Genomic DNA, 23,202 nt, shown 5'->3' with positions numbered 1-23,202 from the left:
GCAGCATGATGCAGCACCTTTCCCCAGTAGGAGTATGTCCCCATGGTCCAGGTCATCCGCACAGAAGGCACAGTACTTGTTGTTTCCTCCTCCAGCGAGGCGCAGCGTGTCGTCAATGGAATGACGCTTGAACCAACAGCCACTCTGGTCGCACCGCAGGGCGCGATCGTGGTGCTGGAAGACGGCACCCAGCTTGTGGTGCCGCAGGGGGCGCCGATCGGCGTTGAGGTGTTGCTGGCCGAGTCGCGTGGGGAAGCGCCTGTTGACCCGGCAGTGGAAGCGTTGCGCGAAGCGATCGCTCGTGGCGAAGACCCGACCGCGATTCAGGAAGCTCCCGCAGCCGGTGAGAGTGGCGGTGCGCCGGGCAGCAGTCGTAGTGGTTTCCTTGATGCCTCTGGGGTGGGGCGTGAAGGGCGTGTCGAACGGACCTCCTATGAATATGAGGGTGGCTTTACCGACCCGGAATTCAATGATGAGGACGAAGATGGCCTGGGGCTGGATCTTGATCCGACACTGCCCACAGAGGTCGTGCTGTCCTTGTCGGTCGATGCCCCGGCGCTGACCTCCGACACCACGCCGACCATCGTCGGTACTACTGATGCCGAAGACGGCAGCACCGTCACGCTGGTCATCACTGACAGCGACGGCAACGAACAGACCGTCACCGCGACCGTCGAGAACGGCACCTACACGGTTGACGCCGAGACGCCGCTGAGCGAAGGCGAGTACAGCGTCGACGCCTCGGTCACCGATCCGGCCGGCAACACCGCGACCAGCAGTGACGTGGGCGAGATCGACGCCAGCGCGCCGGCACTCACCGTCGATGCCCCGGCGCTGACCTCCGACACCACGCCGACCATCGTCGGCACCACCGATGCCGACGATGGCAGCACCGTCACCCTGGTCATCACCGACAGCGACGGTAACGAGCAGACCGTCACCGCGACTGTGGAGAACGGCACCTACAGCGTCGATGCCGAGACGCCGCTGAGCGAAGGCGAGTACAGCGTCGAGGCCTCGGTCACCGATCCGGCCGGCAACACCGCGACCAGCAATGACGTGGGCGAGATCGACGCAAGCGCGCCGGCGCTGACCGTCGATGCTCCCGCGCTGACCTCCGACACCACGCCGACCATCGTCGGTACTACTGATGCCGAAGACGGCAGCACCGTCACCCTGGTCATCACTGACAGCGACGGCAACGAACAGACCGTCACCGCCACCGTCGAGAACGGCACCTACACGGTTGACGCTGAAACGCCGCTGAGCGAAGGCGAGTACAGCGTCGAAGCCTCGGTCACCGATCCGGCCGGCAACACCGCGATCAGCAATGACGTGGGCGAGATCGACGCCAGCGCGCCGGCGCTGACTGTCGATGCTCCGGCACTGACCTCCGACACCACGCCGACCATCGTCGGTACCACCGATGCCGACGATGGCAGCACCGTCACCCTGGTCATCACTGACAGCGATGGCAACGAACAGACCGTCACCGCCACCGTCGAGAACGGCACCTATACGGTCGACGCTGAAACGCCGCTGAGCGAAGGCGAGTACAGCGTCGAGGCCTCGGTCACCGATCCGGCCGGCAACACCGCGACCAGCAATGACGTGGGCGAGATCGACGCCAGCGCGCCGGCGCTGACTGTCGATGCTCCTGCGCTGACCTCCGACACCACGCCGACCATCGTCGGCACTACCGATGCCGACGATGGCAGCACCGTCACCCTGGTCATCACTGACAGCGACGGCAACGAGCAGACCGTCACCGCCACCGTCGAGAACGGCACCTACAGCGTCGACGCCGAGACACCGCTGAGCGAAGGCGAGTACAGCGTCGAAGCCTCGGTCACCGATCCGGCCGGCAACACCGCGACCAGCAATGATGTGGGCGAGATCGACGCAAGCGCGCCGGCGCTCACCGTCGATGCCCCCGCGCTGACCTCCGACACCACGCCGACCATCGTCGGCACCACCGATGCCGAAGACGGCAGCACCGTCACCCTGGTCATCACCGACAGCGACGGCAACGAGCAGACCGTCACCGCGACTGTCGAGAACGGCACCTATACGGTCGACGCTGAAACGCCGCTGAGCGAAGGCGAGTACAGCGTCGAGGCCTCGGTCACCGATCCGGCCGGCAACACCGCGACCAGCAATGACGTGGGCGAGGTCGATGCAAGTGCGCCGGCGCTGACCGTCGATGCTCCCGCGCTGACCTCCGACACCACGCCGACCATCGTCGGCATCACCGACGCCGAAGACGGCAGCACCGTCACGCTGGTCATCACCGACAGTGACGGCAACGAACAGACCGTCACCGCCACCGTCGAGAACGGCACCTACAGCGTCGACGCCGAGACCCCGCTGAGCGAAGGCGAGTACAGCGTCGAGGCCTCGGTCACCGATCCGGCCGGCAACACCGCGACCAGCAATGACGTGGGCGAGATCGACGCAAGTGCGCCGGCACTCACCGTCGATGCTCCCGCACTGACCTCCGACACCACGCCGACCATCGTCGGCACCACCGATGCCGAAGACGGCAGCACCGTCACGCTGGTCATCACCGACAGCGACGGCAACGAACAGACCGTCACCGCGACTGTGGAGAACGGCACCTACAGCGTCGATGCAGAGACGCCGCTGAGCGAAGGCGAGTACAGCGTCGAGGCCTCGGTCACCGATCCGGCCGGCAACACCGCGACCAGCAATGACGTGGGCGAGATCGACGCAAGCGCGCCGAGCCTGACCGTCGACGCACCGGCACTGACCTCCGATACCACGCCGACCATCGTCGGTACTACTGATGCCGAAGACGGCAGCACCGTCACGCTGGTCATCACTGACAGCGACGGCAACGAGCAGACCGTCACCGCGACTGTGGAGAACGGCACCTATAGCGTCGATGCAGAGACGCCGCTGAGCGAAGGCGAATACAGTGTCGAGGCTTCTGTCACCGATCCGGCCGGCAACACCGCGACCAGCAACGACGTGGGCGAGATCGACGCAAGTGCGCCGGCGCTGACCGTTGACGCACCGGCACTGACCTCCGACACCACGCCGACCATCGTCGGTACCACTGATGCCGACGATGGCAGCACCGTCACCCTGGTCATCACCGACAGCGACGGCAACGAACAGACCGTCACCGCCACTGTCGAGAACGGCACCTACACGGTTGACGCCGAGACGCCACTGAGCGAAGGCGAGTACAGCGTCGAGGCCTCGGTCACCGATCCGGCCGGCAACACCGCGATCAGCAATGACGTGGGCGAGATCGATGCCAGCGCGCCGGCGCTGACTGTCGATGCTCCCGCGCTGACCTCCGACACCACGCCGACCATCGTCGGTACCACCGATGCCGACGATGGCAGCACCGTCACCCTGGTCATCACCGACAGTGACGGCAACGAACAGACCGTCACCGCCACTGTCGAGAACGGCACCTACACGGTTGACGCCGAGACGCCACTGAGCGAAGGCGAGTACAGCGTCGAGGCCTCGGTCACCGATCCGGCCGGCAACACCGCGATCAGCAATGACGTGGGCGAGATCGATGCCAGCGCGCCGGCGCTGACTGTCGATGCTCCCGCGCTGACCTCCGACACCACGCCGACCATCGTCGGTACCACCGATGCCGACGATGGCAGCACCGTCACCCTGGTCATCACCGACAGTGACGGCAACGAACAGACCGTCACCGCCACTGTCGAGAACGGCACCTACACGGTTGACGCCGAGACGCCACTGAGCGAAGGCGAGTACAGCGTCGAGGCCTCGGTCACCGATCCGGCCGGCAACACCGCGACCAGCAATGACGTGGGCGAGATCGACGCAAGCGCGCCGGCGCTGACTGTCGATGCACCGGCACTGACCTCCGACACCACGCCGACCATCGTCGGTACCACCGATGCCGAAGACGGCAGCACCGTCACCCTGGTCATCACCGACAGCGACGGCAACGAACAGACCGTCACCGCCACCGTCGAGAACGGCACCTACAGCGTCGATGCCGAGACCCCGCTGAGCGAAGGCGAATACAGCGTCGAGGCCTCGGTCACCGATCCGGCCGGCAACACCGCGACCAGCAATGATGTAGGCGAGATCGACGCAAGCGCGCCGGCACTGACTGTCGATGCCCCCGCGCTGACCTCCGACACCACGCCGACCATCGTCGGCACCACCGATGCCGAAGACGGCAGCACCGTCACCCTGGTCATCACCGACAGCGACGGCAACGAGCAGACCGTCACCGCCACCGTCGAGAACGGCACCTATACGGTTGACGCTGAAACGCCGCTGAGCGAAGGCGAGTACAGCGTCGAAGCCTCGGTCACCGATCCGGCCGGCAACACCGCGACCAGCAATGATGTAGGCGCCCTGATTGGCGGCGATTCTGGAGAGGTAACGGAGGATGGCGTTACCGAAGCTTCCGGCGCGCTTGTCGATGTCGAAAGTACTGATGTTGTCGCTGGCACCCAAAGCGATGATTACGGCACTTTCAGCGTCAACGAGGCAGGGGAGTGGACCTACACCCTCGATAACGATGCCGCTGTCGTTCAGGGGTTGAATGAAGGTGACACTGTCAGCCAGTCGTTCGTGGTCGAGCTCAGCGATGGCTCGACCACCACGGTCGACATCCTGATCACCGGCGTGGATGACTCGGCGCCGACGATTACCTCGCTGGATGACCAGTCGGTCACTGAGGCGACTGGCGGCACCGTCACTGACACCTTCCAGGTGGAAGCGGATGCCGGCATCGCCAGCGTCACCGTGAATGGCACTGATATCACCGGCGCGACCGAGACCGATCCGGTCGAGATCACCACCGTCGAAGGCACCCTGAGCGTGACCGGCTACGACGCCGACACGGGCACCGTGACCTACAGCTACGTCGAAGATGGCGCGAGCGAAGATCACAGCGACGGCGACATCACCGACAGCTTCGCGGTCGTGGTTACCGACATCACCGGGCAGAGCACCAGCGACAGCCTGGACATCGCGATCCTCGATACCGCGCCGGTCGCCAACGCCGACACGCGCAACATCGGCGAAGACACCACCGCGGCACTCGACGGCAACGTCATCGACGGCGCCAGCGACACCGCTGACACCCTGGGGGCGGACGCCACCACGGTCACTGACGTCGATGGCAGCACCGTCACGGCCGATGCCGCCGCAGTCGTCACCGGCGACTACGGCACGCTGACGCTCGAAGCCGACGGCAGCTACAGCTATGTGCTCGACACCACCAATCCGGCCGTGCAGTCGCTGGATGATGGCGAGAGCCTGGCTGACGTCTTCAGCTACACGATCACCGACGCCGATGGCGATACCTCCAGCACCACGCTGACCATCACCGTCGACGGCTCGACCGATGGCGCGCCGACCATCACTGACATCAGTGCCACGGCCGACAACAGCGTCACCGAAGCCACCGGCGACACCGTCACCGGCAGCTTCACGGTCGCGGCCACCGCCGGGATTGCCGCTGTCACCATTGACGGCATCGACATCAGCGACGCCAGCACCACGCCGGTCGTGATCACCACCGATGAAGGCACGCTGACCATCACCGACTATGCGGCTGATGGCACCGTGACCTACAGCTACGTCGAGGATGGCGAGAGCGAAGATCACACCGGCGGCGACATCACCGACAGCTTCACCGTCGTGGTGACCGACATCACCGGGCAGAGCACCAGCGACAGCCTGGACATCGCGATCGTCGACACCGCGCCGACGGCCAATGACGATGCGCGCAGTATCGACGAGGACGCCACCGCTCTCGACGGCAACGTCATCAGTGGCGACAACGACACCACCGATACCCTGGGCGCGGACGCCACCAGCGTGACCAGCGTCACGCCGGACGGCGGGAGTGCGTCCGACGTCACGGCAGATGCCGCCGCAGTCGTCACCGGCAACTACGGCACGCTGACCCTCAACAGTGATGGCAGCTACAGCTATGTGCTGGACAACAGCAATGCCGAGGTCCAGGGCCTGGATGACGGGGCGTCACTGACCGACGTCTTCAGCTACACGATTACCGACGCCGATGGCGATGCCTCCAGCACCACGCTGACCATCACCGTCGACGGCTCCACCGACGGCGTGCCGACCATCACCTCGCTGGATGACCAGTCGGTCACTGAGGCGACCGGCGGCACCGTCACTGACACCTTCCAGGTGGAAGCGGATGCCGGCATCGCCAGCGTCACCGTGAATGGTACTGATATCACCGGCGCGACCGAGACCGATCCGGTCGAGATCACCACCGTCGAAGGCACCCTGAGCGTGACCGGCTACGACGCCGACACGGGCACCGTGACCTACAGCTACGTCGAAGATGGCGCGAGCGAAGATCACAGCGACGGCGACATCACCGACAGCTTCGCGGTCGTGGTTACCGACATCACCGGGCAGAGCACCAGCGACAGCCTGGACATCGCGATCCTCGATACCGCGCCGGTCGCCAACGCCGACACGCGCAACATCGGCGAAGACACCACCGCGGCACTCGACGGCAACGTCATCGACGGCGCCAGCGACACCGCTGACACCCTGGGGGCGGACGCCACCACGGTCACTGACGTCGATGGCAGCACCGTCACGGCCGATGCCGCCGCAGTCGTCACCGGCGACTACGGCACGCTGACGCTCGAAGCCGACGGCAGCTACAGCTATGTGCTCGACACCACCAATCCGGCCGTGCAGTCGCTGGATGATGGCGAGAGCCTGGCTGACGTCTTCAGCTACACGATCACCGACGCCGATGGCGATACCTCCAGCACCACGCTGACCATCACCGTCGACGGCTCGACCGATGGCGCGCCGACCATCACTGACATCAGTGCCACGGCCGACAACAGCGTCACCGAAGCCACCGGCGACACCGTCACCGGCAGCTTCACGGTCGCGGCCACCGCCGGGATTGCCGCTGTCACCATTGACGGCATCGACATCAGCGACGCCAGCACCACGCCGGTCGTGATCACCACCGATGAAGGCACGCTGACCATCACCGACTATGCGGCTGATGGCACCGTGACCTACAGCTACGTCGAGGATGGCGAGAGCGAAGATCACACCGGCGGCGACATCACCGACAGCTTCACCGTCGTGGTGACCGACATCACCGGGCAGAGCACCAGCGACAGCCTGGACATCGCGATCGTCGACACCGCGCCGACGGCCAATGACGATGCGCGCAGTATCGACGAGGACGCCACCGCTCTCGACGGCAACGTCATCAGTGGCGACAACGACACCACCGATACCCTGGGCGCGGACGCCACCAGCGTGACCAGCGTCACGCCGGACGGCGGGAGTGCGTCCGACGTCACGGCAGATGCCGCCGCAGTCGTCACCGGCAACTACGGCACGCTGACCCTCAACAGTGATGGCAGCTACAGCTATGTGCTGGACAACAGCAATGCCGAGGTCCAGGGCCTGGATGACGGGGCGTCACTGACCGACGTCTTCAGCTACACGATTACCGACGCCGATGGCGATGCCTCCAGCACCACGCTGACCATCACCGTCGACGGCTCCACCGACGGCGTGCCGACCATCACCTCGCTGGATGACCAGTCGGTCACTGAGGCGACCGGCGGCACCGTCACTGACACCTTCCAGGTGGAAGCGGATGCCGGCATCGCCAGCGTCACCGTGAATGGTACTGATATCACCGGCGCGACCGAGACCGATCCGGTCGAGATCACCACCGTCGAAGGTGTCCTGAGCGTGACCGGCTATGACGCCGACATGGGCACCGTGACCTACAGCTACGTCGAGGATGGCGAGAGCGAAGATCACACCGGCGGCGACATCACCGACAGCTTCAGCGTCGTGGTCACCGACATCACCGGGCAGAGCACCAGCGACAGCCTGGACATCGCGATCCTCGATACCGCCCCGGTCGCCAACGCCGATACCCGCAACATCGGTGAAGACACCACCACGGCACTCGACGGCAACGTCATCGACGGCGCCAGCGACACCGCCGACACCCTGGGGGCCGATGCCACCAGCGTGACCAGCGTCACGCCGGACGGCGGGAGTGCGTCCGACGTCACGGCCGATGACGCTGCCGTGGTCGAAGGCACGTACGGCACGCTGACACTCAACAGTGACGGCAGCTACAGCTATGTGCTCGACACCACCAATCCGGCCGTACAGTCGCTGGATGCTGGCGAGAGCCTGGCTGACGTCTTCAGCTACACGATTACCGACGCCGATGGCGATGCCTCCAGCACCACGCTGACCATCACCGTCGACGGCTCGACCGATGGCGTGCCGACCATCACCTCGCTGGATGGCCAGTCGGTCACTGAGGCGACCGGCGGCACCGTCACTGACACCTTCCAGGTGGAAGCGGATGCCGGCATCGCCAGCGTCACCGTGAATGGCACTGACATCACCGGCGCGTCCGAGACCGATCCGGTCGAGATCACCACCGACGAAGGCACCCTGAGCGTGACCGGCTACGACGCCGACAGCGGTGAGGTCACCTATAGCTACGTCGAAGATGGCGAGAGCGAAGATCACACCGGCGGTGACATCACCGACAGCTTCACCGTCGTGGTGACCGACATCACCGGGCAGAGCACCAGCGACAGCCTGGACATCGCGATCGTCGACACCGCGCCGACGGCCAATGACGATGCGCGCAGTATCGACGAGGACGCCACCGCTCTCGACGGCAACGTCATCAGTGGCGACAACGACACCGCCGATATCCTGGGCGCGGATGCCACGACGGTCACCGGTGTTGACGGCAATGCCGTCACGGCTGATGACGCTGCCGTGGTCGAAGGCACGTACGGCACGCTGACACTCAACAGTGACGGCAGCTACAGCTATGTGCTCGACACCACCAGCCCGGCGGTCCAGTCGCTCAATGATGGCGAGACGGAAGAAGACACGTTCACCTACGTGATCACCGACGCCGATGGCGACAGTGATACTGCCACGCTGACCATCACCGTCGAGGGGTCCACCGACGGCGTCCCGACCATCACCGATATCAGCGGTGATGAGGCGGACCACAGCCTCACCGAAGCCACCGGCGACTCCGTCACCGGCAGCTTCACGGTCGCCGCCACTGCCGGCATCGATACCGTCACCGTGAATGGCACTGACATCACCGGCGCGTCCGAGGCCGATCCGGTCGAGCTCACCACCGACGAAGGCACCCTGACCGTGACCGGCTATGACGCCGACAGTGGTGAGGTCACCTATAGCTACGTCGAAGATGGCGCGAGCGAAGATCACACCGACGGCGACATCACCGACAGCTTCACCGTCGTGGTCACCGACATCACCGGGCAGAGCACCAGCGACAGCCTGGACATCGCGATCCTCGATACCGCCCCGGTCGCCAACGCCGATACGCGCAACATCGGTGAGGACACCACCGCGGCACTCGACGGCAACGTCATCGACGGCGCCAGCGACACCGCCGACACCCTGGGGGCCGATGCCACCAGCGTGACCAGCGTCACGCCGGACGGCGGCAGTGCGTCCGACGTCACGGTAGATGCCGCGGCAGTCGTCACCGGCAGCTACGGCACGCTGACCCTCGAAGCCGACGGCAGCTACAGCTATGTGCTCGACACCACCAATCCGGCCGTGCAGTCGCTGGATGATGGCGCGTCACTGACCGACGTCTTCAGCTACACGATCACCGACGCCGATGGCGATGCCTCCAGCACCACGCTGACCATCACCGTCGACGGCTCGACCGATGGCGTGCCGACCATCACCTCGCTGGATGACCAGTCGGTCACTGAGGCGACCGGCGGCACCGTCACTGACACCTTCCAGGTGGAAGCGGATGCCGGCATCGCCAGCGTCACCGTGAATGGCACTGATATCACCGGCGCGACCGAGACCAATCCGGTCGAGATCACCACCGTCGAAGGTGTCCTGAGCGTGACCGGCTACGACGCCGACACGGGCACCGTGACCTACAGCTACGCCGAAGATGGCGCGAGCGAAGATCATACCGACGGCGACATCACCGACAGCTTCACCGTCGTGGTGACCGACATCACCGGGCAGAGCACCAGCGACAGCCTGGACATCGCGATCCTCGATACCGCCCCGGTCGCCAACGCCGATACGCGCAACATCGGTGAGGACACCACCACGGCACTCGACGGCAACGTCATCGACGGCGCCAGCGACACCGCCGACACCCTGGGCGCGGACGCCACCAGCGTGACCAGCGTCACGCCGGACGGCGGCAGTGCGTCCGACGTCACGGCAGATGCCGCGGCAGTCGTCACCGGCAGCTACGGCACGCTGACCCTCGAAGCCGACGGCAGCTACAGCTATGTGCTCGACACCACCAATCCGGCCGTGCAGTCGCTGGATGATGGCGCGTCACTGACCGACGTCTTCAGCTACACGATCACCGACGCCGATGGCGATGCCTCCAGCACCACGCTGACCATCACCGTCGACGGCTCGACCGATGGCGTGCCGACCATCACCTCGCTGGATGACCAGTCGGTCACTGAGGCGACCGGCGGCACCGTCACTGACACCTTCCAGGTGGAAGCGGATGCCGGCATCGCCAGCGTCACCGTGAATGGCACTGATATCACCGGCGCGACCGAGACCGATCCGGTCGAGATCACCACCGTCGAAGGTGTCCTGAGCGTGACCGGCTACGACGCCGACACGGGCACCGTGACCTACAGCTACGCCGAAGATGGCGCGAGCGAAGATCATACCGACGGCGACATCACCGACAGCTTCAGCGTCGTGGTCACCGACATCACCGGGCAGAGCACCAGCGACAGCCTGGACATCGCGATCCTCGATACCGCGCCGGAGGCCAAGGCCGACGCCCGCAACATCGACGAAGACACCACCACGGCACTCGACGGCAACGTCATCGACGGCGCCAGCGACACCGCCGACACCCTGGGGGCCGATGCCACCAGCGTGACCAGCGTCACGCCGGACGGCGGCAGTGCGTCCGACGTCACCGCGGATGATGCGGCAGTCGTCACCGGCAGCTACGGCACGCTGACCCTCGAAGCCGACGGCAGCTACAGCTATGTGCTCGACACCACCAATCCGGCCGTGCAGTCGCTGGATGATGGCGAGAGCCTGGCTGACGTCTTCAGCTACACGATCACCGACGCCGATGGCGATGCCTCCAGCACCACGCTGACCATCACCGTCGACGGCTCGACCGATGGCGTGCCGACCATCACCTCGCTGGATGACCAGTCGGTCACTGAGGCGACCGGCGGCACCGTCACTGACACCTTCCAGGTGGAAGCGGATGCCGGCATCGCCAGCGTCACCGTGAATGGCACTGATATCACCGGCGCGACCGAGACCGATCCGGTCGAGATCACCACCGTCGAAGGTGTCCTGAGCGTGACCGGCTACGACGCCGACACGGGTGAGGTCACCTATAGCTACGTCGAAGATGGCGCGAGCGAAGATCACACCGACGGCGACATCACCGACAGCTTCAGCGTCGTGGTCACCGACATCACCGGGCAGAGCACCAGCGACAGCCTGGACATCGCGATCCTCGATACCGCCCCGGTCGCCAACGCCGATACGCGCAACATCGGTGAGGACACCACCGCGGCACTCGACGGCAACGTCATCGACGGCGCCAGCGACACCGCCGACACCCTGGGGGCCGATGCCACCAGCGTGACCAGCGTCACGCCGGACGGCGGCAGTGCGTCCGACGTCACGGCAGATGCCGCGGCAGTCGTCACCGGCAGCTACGGCACGCTGACCCTCGAAGCCGACGGCAGCTACAGCTATGTGCTCGACACCACCAGCCCGGCGGTCCAGTCGCTCAATGATGGCGAGACGGAAGAAGACACGTTCACCTACGTGATCACCGACGCCGATGGCGACAGTGATACTGCCACGCTGACCATCACCGTCGAGGGGTCCACCGACGGCGTCCCGACCATCACCGATATCAGCGGTGATGAGGCGGACCACAGCCTCACCGAAGCCACCGGCGACTCCGTCACCGGCAGCTTCACGGTCGCCGCCACTGCCGGCATCGATACCGTCACCGTGAATGGCACTGACATCACCGGCGCGTCCGAGGCCGATCCGGTCGAGCTCACCACCGACGAAGGCACCCTGACCGTGACCGGCTATGACGCCGACAGCGGTGAGGTCACCTATAGCTACGTCGAAGATGGCGAGAGCGAAGATCACACCGGCGGTGACATCACCGACAGCTTCACCGTCGTGGTGACCGACATCACCGGGCAGAGCACCAGCGACAGCCTGGACATCGCGATCGTCGACACCGCGCCGACGGCCAATGACGATGCGCGCAGTATCGACGAGGACGCCACCGCTCTCGACGGCAACGTCATCAGTGGCGACAACGACACCGCCGATATCCTGGGCGCGGATGCCACGACGGTCACCGGTGTTGACGGCAATGCCGTCACGGCTGATGACGCTGCCGTGGTCGAAGGCACGTACGGCACGCTGACACTCAACAGTGACGGCAGCTACAGCTATGTGCTCGACACCACCAGCCCGGCGGTCCAGTCGCTCAATGATGGCGAGACGGAAGAAGACACGTTCACCTACGTGATCACCGACGCCGATGGCGACAGTGATACTGCCACGCTGACCATCACCGTCGAGGGGTCCACCGACGGCGTCCCGACCATCACCGATATCAGCGGTGATGAGGCGGACCACAGCCTCACCGAAGCCACCGGCGACTCCGTCACCGGCAGCTTCACGGTCGCCACCACTGCCGGCATCGATACCGTCACCGTGAATGGCACTGACATCACCGGCGCGTCCGAGGCCGATCCGGTCGAGCTCACCACCGACGAAGGCACCCTGACCGTGACCGGCTATGACGCCGACACGGGCACCGTGACCTACAGCTACGTCGAGGATGGCGAGAGCGAAGATCACACCGGCGGCGACATCACCGACAGCTTCACCGTCGTGGTGACCGACATCACCGGGCAGAGCACCAGCGACAGCCTGGACATCGCGATCGTCGACACCGCGCCGACGGCCAATGACGATGCGCGCAGTATCGACGAGGACGCCACCGCTCTCGACGGCAACGTCATCAGTGGCGACAACGACACCGCCGATACCCTGGGCGCGGATGCCACGACGGTCACCGGTGTTGACGGCAATGCCGTCACGGCTGATGACGCTGCCGTGGTCGAAGGCACGTACGGCACGCTGACACTCAACAGTGACGGCAGCTACAGCTATGTGCTCGACACCACCAGCCCGGCGGTCCAGTCGCTCAATGATGGCGAGACGGAAGAAGACACGTTCACCTACGTGATCACCGACGCCGATGGCGACAGTGATACTGCCACGCTGACCATCACCGTCGAGGGGTCCACCGACGGCGTCCCGACCATCACCGATATCAGCGGTGATGAGGCGGACCACAGCCTCACCGAAGCCACCGGCGACTCCGTCACCGGCAGCTTCACGGTCGCCGCCACTGCCGGCATCGATACCGTCACCGTGAATGGCACTGACATCACCGGCGCGTCCGAGGCCGATCCGGTCGAGCTCACCACCGACGAAGGCACCCTGACCGTGACCGGCTATGACGCCGACAGCGGTGAGGTCACCTATAGCTACGTCGAAGATGGCGAGAGCGAAGATCACACCGGCGGTGACATCACCGACAGCTTCACCGTCGTGGTGACCGACATCACCGGGCAGAGCACCAGCGACAGCCTGGACATCGCGATCGTCGACACCGCGCCGACGGCCAATGACGATGCGCGCAGTATCGACGAGGACGCCACCGCTCTCGACGGCAACGTCATCAGTGGCGACAACGACACCGCCGATATCCTGGGCGCGGATGCCACGACGGTCACCGGTGTTGACGGCAATGCCGTCACGGCTGATGACGCTGCCGTGGTCGAAGGCACGTACGGCACGCTGACACTCAACAGTGACGGCAGCTACAGCTATGTGCTCGACACCACCAGCCCGGCGGTCCAGTCGCTCAATGATGGCGAGACGGAAGAAGACACGTTCACCTACGTGATCACCGACGCCGATGGCGACAGTGATACTGCCACGCTGACCATCACCGTCGAGGGGTCCACCGACGGCGTCCCGACCATCACCGATATCAGCGGTGATGAGGCGGACCACAGCCTCACCGAAGCCACCGGCGACTCCGTCACCGGCAGCTTCACGGTCGCCGCCACTGCCGGCATCGATACCGTCACCGTGAATGGCACTGACATCACCGGCGCGTCCGAGGCCGATCCGGTCGAGCTCACCACCGACGAAGGCACCCTGACCGTGACCGGCTATGACGCCGACAGCGGTGAGGTCACCTATAGCTACGTCGAAGATGGCGAGAGCGAAGATCACACCGGCGGTGACATCACCGACAGCTTCACCGTCGTGGTGACCGACATCACCGGGCAGAGCACCAGCGACAGCCTGGACATCGCGATCGTCGACACCGCGCCGACGGCCAATGACGATGCGCGCAGTATCGACGAGGACGCCACCGCTCTCGACGGCAACGTCATCAGTGGCGACAACGACACCGCCGATATCCTGGGCGCGGATGCCACGACGGTCACCGGTGTTGACGGCAATGCCGTCACGGCTGATGACGCTGCCGTGGTCGAAGGCACGTACGGCACGCTGACACTCAACAGTGACGGCAGCTACAGCTATGTGCTCGACACCACCAGCCCGGCGGTCCAGTCGCTCAATGATGGCGAGACGGAAGAAGACACGTTCACCTACGTGATCACCGACGCCGATGGCGACAGTGATACTGCCACGCTGACCATCACCGTCGAGGGGTCCACCGACGGCGTCCCGACCATCACCGATATCAGCGGTGATGAGGCGGACCACAGCCTCACCGAAGCCACCGGCGACTCCGTCACCGGCAGCTTCACGGTCGCCGCCACTGCCGGCATCGATACCGTCACCGTGAATGGCACTGACATCACCGGCGCGTCCGAGGCCGATCCGGTCGAGCTCACCACCGACGAAGGCACCCTGACCGTGACCGGCTATAACGCCGATACGGGCACCGTAACGTACCGCTACGTCGAGGATGGCGAGACCGAGGATCACTCGGGCGGCGACATCACCGACAGCTTCGCGGTCGTGGTCACCGACATCACGAACGCCAGCACCACGGACAGTCTCGACATCGCGATCGTCGACACCGTCCCGACGGCCAATGCCGACACCGGCACCATCGCCGAGGACACCTCTGACGCCCTGACCGGCAATGTCATCAGCGGAGTCGGTGACAGCACGGATGCCGATGCGGCCGCCGATGCCCTGGGCAGCGACACGCCGACCACGGTCACCGGTGTCGTGAAAGGCCGCCTGGAAGACGATGACGCGCTTGCGGACAACGTCAACAACACGGCCGGCACCGAGATCACCGGCGACTACGGCACGCTGACCCTCAACAGTGACGGCAGCTACAGCTACGCGCTGGACAACAGCAATGCCGAGGTCCAGTCGCTGGACGATGACAGCGACCCGCTGAGCGACGTCTTCACCTACGGCATCACCGATGCCGATGGCGATGTCTCCCGCACCACGCTGACCATCACCGTCACGGGGTCGACCGATGCCGCGCCGGTCATCACCGGCATCAGCGGCACGGACGACAACAGCGTCACCGAAGCCACCGGCGACACCGTCACCGGCAGCTTCACGGTCGCCGCCACTGCCGGGATTGCCACGGTCACCATTGCTGGCGTCGATGCGGATACGCCGGTCGACATCACCAATGCGACCGAGGCCAACCCGGTGGTCATCGAGGGGAGCGAAGGCACCCTGAGCGTGACCGGCTATGACGCTGGCACCGGTGAGGTGACCTACCGCTACGTCGAGGATGGCGAGACCGAGGATCACTCGGGCGGCGACATCACCGACAGCTTCGCGGTCGTGGTCACCGACATCACGAACGCCAGCACCACGGACAGTCTCGACATCGCGATCGTCGACACCGTCCCGACGGCCAATGCCGACACCGGCACCATCGCCGAGGACGCCTCTGACGCCCTGACCGGCAATGTCATCAGCGGAGTCGGTGACAGCACGGATGCCGATGCGGCCGCCGATGCCCTGGGCAGCGACACGCCGACCACGGTCACCGGTGTCGTGAAAGGCCGCCTGGAAGACGATGACGCGCTTGCGGACAACGTCAACGACACGGCCGGCACCGAGATCACCGGCGACTACGGCACGCTGACCCTCAACAGTGACGGCAGCTACAGCTACGCGCTGGACAACAGCAATGCCGAGGTCCAGTCGCTGGACGATGACAGCGACCCGCTGAGCGACGTCTTCACCTACGGCATCACCGATGCCGATGGCGATGTCTCCCGCACCACGCTGACCATCACCGTCACGGGGTCGACCGATGCCGCGCCGGTCATCACCGGCATCAGCGGCACGGACGACAACAGCGTCACCGAAGCCACCGGCGATACCGTCACTGACACCTTCGAGGTGGAAGCGGATGCCGGCATCGCCAGCGTCACCATCAATGGCACGGATATCACTTCGGCGTCAGTGGATAATCCCATCGTGATTCCGGGTGCGGCTGATGACGAAGGTACGCTGACCATCACTGGCTATGATTCCGGCACTGTGTCCTACACCTATGTGGAGGATGGCACGGCTGCGGATCACTCGGCTGGCGACGATAGCGTGTTCGACAACTACGCCGTGGTCGTCACTGACCTGGCTGGGCAGAGCACCAGCGACAGTCTTGACGTCAAGATTCTGGATACCGCGCCGACGGCCAAGCCGGATGAGCGCGATATTGATGAAGATGCGACGGACGAGCTCACGGGCAACGTGATCGACGGTGCCAATGACAATGAGGACGTCCTGGGTGCAGATGCGCCATTCATGGTCTGCAAACTGAACGATACTGGGATTGCCGACGGCGGCAGTGCCACGGTCACGGGCGACTACGGCACTCTGACGCTCAACAGTGACGGCAGCTATACCTACGTTCTGGATACCACCAAGACGCAGTCTCTGGCAGAGAATGAACCGGCGGAAGATGTCTTCACCTATGTGCTGGAAGACAGCGATGGCGACTATTCCAGCACTACGCTGACCATCAATATCACGGGCTCGGCCGACGCAGTGCCGGTCATCACGCTGGCTGACAAGGAAGTGACCGAGGCCACGGGTGAGACGGTCACTGACACCTTCGAGGTGGCAGCGGATGCCGGCATCGCCAGCGTTACCATCAATGGCACGGATATCACTTCGGCGTCAGTGGATAACCCCATCGTGATCCCGGGCGCGACTGATGACGAAGGCACGCTGACCATCACGGGCTACGATGCCGGCACCGTGTCCTACACCTATGTGGAGGATGGCACGGCTGCGGATCACTCGGCTGGCGACGATAGCGTGTTCGACAACTACGCCGTGGTCGTCACTGACCTGGCTGGGCAGAGCACCAGCGACAGTCTTGACGTCAAGATTCTAGATACCGCGCCGACGGCCAAGCCGGATGAGCGCGATATTGATGAAGATGCGACGGACGAGCTCACGGGCAACGTGATCGACGGTGCCAATGACAATGAGGACGTCCTGGGTGCAGATGCGCCATTCATGGTCTGCAAACTGAACGATACCGGGATTGCCGACGGCGGCAGTGCCACGGTCACGGGCGACTACGGCACTCTGACGCTCAACAGTGACGGCAGCTATACCTACGTTCTGGATACCACCAAGACGCAGTCTCTGGCAGAGAATGAACCGGCGGAAGATGTCTTCACCTATGTGCTGGAAGACAGCGATGGCGACTATTCCAGCACTACGCTGACCATCAATATCACGGGCTCGGCCGACGCAGTGCCGGTCATCACGCTGGCTGACAAGGAAGTGACCGAGGCCACGGGTGAGACGGTCACTGACACCTTCGAGGTGGCAGCGGATGCCGGCATCGCCAGCGTTACCATCAATGGCACGGATATCACTTCGGCGTCAGTGGATAACCCCATCGTGATCCCGGGCGCGACTGATGACGAAGGCACGCTGACCATCACGGGCTACGATGCCGGCACCGTGTCCTACACCTATGTGGAGGATGGCACGGCTGCGGATCACTCGGCTGGCGACGATAGCGTGTTCGACAACTACGCCGTGGTCGTCACTGACCTGGCTGGGCAGAGCACCAGCGACAGTCTTGACGTCAAGATTCTAGATACCGCGCCGACGGCCAAGCCGGATGAGCGCGATATTGATGAAGATGCGACGGACGAGCTCACGGGCAACGTGATCGACGGTGCCAATGACAATGAGGACGTCCTGGGTGCAGATGCGCCATTCATGGTCTGCAAACTGAACGATACCGGGATTGCCGACGGCGGCAGTGCCACGGTCACGGGCGACTACGGCACTCTGACGCTCAACAGTGACGGCAGCTATACCTACGTTCTGGATACCACCAAGACGCAGTCTCTGGCAGAGAATGAACCGGCGGAAGATGTCTTCACCTATGTGCTGGAAGACAGCGATGGCGACTATTCCAGCACTACGCTGACCATCAATATCACGGGCTCGGCCGACGCAGTGCCGGTCATCACGCTGGCTGACAAGGAAGTGACCGAGGCCACGGGTGAGACGGTCACTGACACCTTCGAGGTGGCAGCGGATGCCGGCATCGCCAGCGTTACCATCAATGGCACGGATATCACTTCGGCGTCAGTGGATAACCCCATCGTGATCCCGGGCGCGACTGATGACGAAGGCACGCTGACCATCACGGGCTACGATGCCGGCACCGTGTCCTACACCTATGTGGAGGATGGCACGGCTGCGGATCACTCGGCTGGCGACGATAGCGTGTTCGACAACTACGCCGTGGTCGTCACTGACCTGGCCGGGCAGAGCACCAGCGACAGCCTTGACGTCAAGATTCTGGATACCGCGCCTGTCGCCAATGACGACACCTACACCATTCGCGAAGATGATACGTCTCCGGATGGTGAGCCGGTGATCAACACCAGTGTCATTTTCAGTGTTGTCGGCGGCGGACAGGATGAGCTAGGCGCTGATGGCGTGACCATCACGCATCTCGATGGCATTTCACTGGCAGACAATGAGGGTAGCGTTACCGTCGATGGCAGCTACGGTAGCTTGACCATCAATACCGATGGCACCTTCAGTTATGACCTTGATGATGCGCGCGCTCAGGCACTGGGTGCCGGTGACCTCGTCAAGGAAGTATTCGAGTACACCATCCTGGATGCGGATGGCGACTCGGATACCGCCGACATCACCATCAATGTCCAGGGCTTGAATGACAAGCCGGTGGCCTATGACGACGGTCCGATAGTGGTCGAGGAAGATACTCCGGTCAGCGGCAACGTCCTGAACAACGACGTCGACGCCGATGGTGATGAGTTGAGCGTCGTCAGCTTCACTGTTGACGGGGTTATGTACGACCCGGGCAAGACAGCGGATCTTGGCGAAGTCGGCACACTTCTGATCAATGCTGACGGTACCTTCACCTTCACGCCCGGTGAGAATTACAACGGTCCGGTACCCGACACCACTTATGTGATCACGGATGGCACCGAGTTCGATGAAGCCATTCTCAGCTTCGAGGACGTCGCAGCGATTGATGACCCTGTCGTCATCAGTGCCGATGATGGCGCTGTTGCCGAAGATGGTGTGACGGAAGCTTCAGGTACGCTGACCGCGACCGATGTCGATAGTGATGCGCCGACGTTCACGCCGGCCACTGACGACAGCAGTCTCTACGGTACCTTCGCCGTCGATTCCGACGGCAACTGGACCTATACGCTGGATAACGACACTGCCGCTGTGCAGGGGCTGACATCTGCCGACACGATCAATGAGCAGTACATCGTGCAGCTCAGCGATGGCTCCAGCACGACAGTGGATATCGTCATCAAGGGAACTGATGATGCGCTGCCGGTCATCCGTTCACTGGAAGACCAGTCCGTCACCGAAGCGACCGGAAGCACGCTCACCAATACCTTTACCGTGTCAGCTGCAGCAGGTATCGCGGCAGTGACGATTGCTGGCGTGGATATCACGGATGCCAGCACCACACCGGTAGTGATCTCCAATCCAGATGGTGAAGGCACGCTGACCGTGACCGGCTACGATGCCGACAGTGGTGAGGTCACCTACACCTATGTGGAAGATGGCACAGCGGCTGATCACACAGATGGCGATGACAGCGTCGTCGATGGTTTCACCGTCGTAGTGACGGATCTGGCAGGCCAGAGCACCAGTGACAGTCTCGATGTCACGGTGCTGGATACGGCACCGGTAGCCAACGCTGATACGCGCAGCATTGGCGAGAATCTCAATTCTGCCATCACCGGCAATGTCGTGGAGGGCACATCGGCGACTGCCGATACTCTGGGTGCCGATGCGGTAATCGTGACTGCCGTCATCGCCGGAGCGGAGACTGCCCCGGTGAGCGATGGCGCGGCGGCCGTGATCACGGGTGAGCACGGCGAGCTGACCCTGGCGGCGGATGGCTCCTACAGCTATCAGTCAGCACGCGACGACCTGCAGTACCTGGCGGCCGGTGAGTCGGTCACGGACGTCTATACCTACGTGATCACGGATGCTGACGGTGATACTGCCACTACCACGCTGACCATCACCATCAAAGGTAGCAACGATGCGCCGGAGATAAGTGTCAGCAGTGGCGACAGTGCCGCCGCCAGCCTGACGGAGGCGGGTGCACCGCTGAGTGCCAGCGGGACTCTGTCGGTGGATGACGTGGATCTCAGCAATAGCGTGACGCCGAGCGTTACCGGCGTCTCCAGTGATGGCGACACCGGTACGCTGGACAACGATGACCTGCTTGCGCTGCTGGGCGTGGATACCGGGGCCATCATCGATGACGAGAGTACTGAAGGTACGCTCAACTGGTCCTTCGACAGCAGTGCTGCCGGGGAAAGCTTCGACTACCTGTCTGCAGGCGAGTCGCTGGTCCTGACCTACACCGTCACTGTCACGGATACGGCGGGAGCGACAGCTACCCAGGATGTCACCATTACCATTCAGGGGACGAATGATGCCCCGGTGGTGACTGCGACTGAAGGCCGCGTCAGCGAAGAAGGGCTTGAAGGCGGTATCGCCGACAGTGATGCGGCTGATGGCTTCACGGATACCACCGATGCCACCACCGTCACCGGTACGGTTTCCGTCACGGATGTCGACAGTGACAGCCTGTCGCTGGTATTGACGGCTCCTGCCACGGCCATCACCTCCGGTGGCAGTGCGGTGATCTGGTCCGGCAGCGGCACCCAGTCAATGGTGGCAACCGATGCTGATGGCAATGAGGTCGCGACGGTGACCATCGATGACAGCGGCGCCTATACCTTCACTCTGAGTCAGGCGGTCGATCACTCGGGTGATGGTGAAGATGTCCTGTCTCTGGACTTCGGTGTGCTCGCAACGGATAGCGAAGGCGCCAGCTCCACCGGCACGCTGACCATCGGCATCGAGGATGATGCACCCGAGCAGCAGGAAGCGCAGAGCTTCTCGTCCACCCTGGTGGATACCAACCTGACTATCATGCTTGATGTGTCTGGCTCCATGGGGGAGGACGATGGCATAAATGGTGAGACTCGCCTTCAGAGCGCTATCGACTCAATCAAGACCTTGATCGGGGCCTATGACGACTTTGGTGATGTTCGTATCAATCTAGTGACGTTCTCGACAGTGGCTACAGCGCAAGAAGCGTGGCTGAGTGTCGATGAAGTCGTGGACATCCTGGACGATCTTGTGGCGGCTGGTGTCACTAACTATGACTCCGCCTTGGCTGCTGCTATGGAGAACTATTCTCAAGATGGAGCATTGGAAAACGCGCAAAGCATTTCCTACTTCTTCTCTGATGGTAGCCCCAATTATGGTGATGGAGACTCCAGCCAGTTAGATGTACTCGTCGGAAATACCGTCTACTACAGTGATAGAGGGATTTCTCCGCAAGAAGAAGAAATCTGGACTGACTTCCTGGTTGAAAATGGCGTCAAGTCTTATGCAATAGGTTTGGGTGAAGGTGTCACTGAGGACAACCTGAACCCCATTGCCTATGACGGCTCAGCTGATGAAGATATTGATGCCGCTATCGTCACCAGTTTCTCGGACCTCGATGATAGTCTGGCCGCGACCGTGCAATCGCCTGTCAGTGGTCAGCTTGTCTCGGGCAGCTCCGTGGATGGCAGTCTGCTGGGAGCGGATGGCGGTTATCTGCAATCGGTCACCGTGGATGGCACGACCTACAGTTATGATCCGGTTACCAACACCGTGTCTGCTACGGGGTCGGACAACAGCAGCTACGATGCGGACAGCCTGGAGTTGATCATCTCGACAGACCTGGGTGGCAGCATGCTGTTCAATCTGGGGAGCGGTGACTTCACCTACACGCCCCCGGATAACGTCAGCGAGCGCTCCACGGACAGCTTCGATTACGTGACGGTCGACAATGACGGGGATACCAACGCCTCAAGTGTCAGTATCGATGTCGACAAGCTGGCCGTGGTCATCGGCACCGATGGCAACGACACCCTGACGGGCGATGGAGATGGCCCGTTCTATGCGGACTATCTGGTTGGCCAGGGCGGCAATGACACCCTGAGCGGTGGCGAGGGCAGTGATCGTCTGGAAGGCGGCAGCGGCAACGATACGCTGAGAGGCGGCACCGGCAACGATATCCTCTCTGGTGGTGAGGGCGATGATCTTCTGGTCGGAGGTGCCGGCAATGACATCCTGACCGGCGGCGATGGTGCCGACACCTTCCAGTGGCTGAGCGGTCATGACATCAACAGCGAAGGCGGCATGGCGACGGATACCATCACTGACTTCAGTGTCGCGGATGGCGATGTCATCGATCTGTCCGATCTGCTTCAGTCCAACGATGATGCCGATACGCTCTCGAGCTTCCTGCACTTCGAGTCAGACGGAGAAGGTGGCACCAATATCGAGATCAGTGTCGATGGATCCGACGGCAGCAATATCACGCAAGAGATCAATCTGCAGGATGTCGACCTGACATCAGGTGGCGACACGGATACGCAGATTATTCAATCTCTGCTCGACAGCAACAGTCTCAAGACGAACGTTGACGGCTGAATCGATGTGATAGGGGAGATGGCTTAGGCTGTCTCCCCTTGCTGT

1 protein-coding gene is annotated in these 23,202 nt (G+C 63.3%); it reads left to right on the top strand.

The annotated features are described in order from the left end of the window. The first annotated feature begins 42 nt into the window (after nucleotides 1-42). Nucleotides 43-23,157: a VCBS domain-containing protein gene (locus LCW13_RS14375; RefSeq protein ID WP_318527664.1), complete on the top strand. Its 23,115-nt coding sequence runs from the start codon at nucleotides 43-45 to the stop codon at nucleotides 23,155-23,157. Nucleotides 23,158-23,202 lie beyond the last annotated feature (45 nt).

The organism is Cobetia amphilecti (assembly GCF_020217465.1).
In the GTDB taxonomy this organism is placed as follows: Bacteria; Pseudomonadota; Gammaproteobacteria; order Pseudomonadales; family Halomonadaceae; genus Cobetia; species Cobetia amphilecti.
This window is presented reverse-complemented; position numbering and strand designations above follow the sequence as displayed.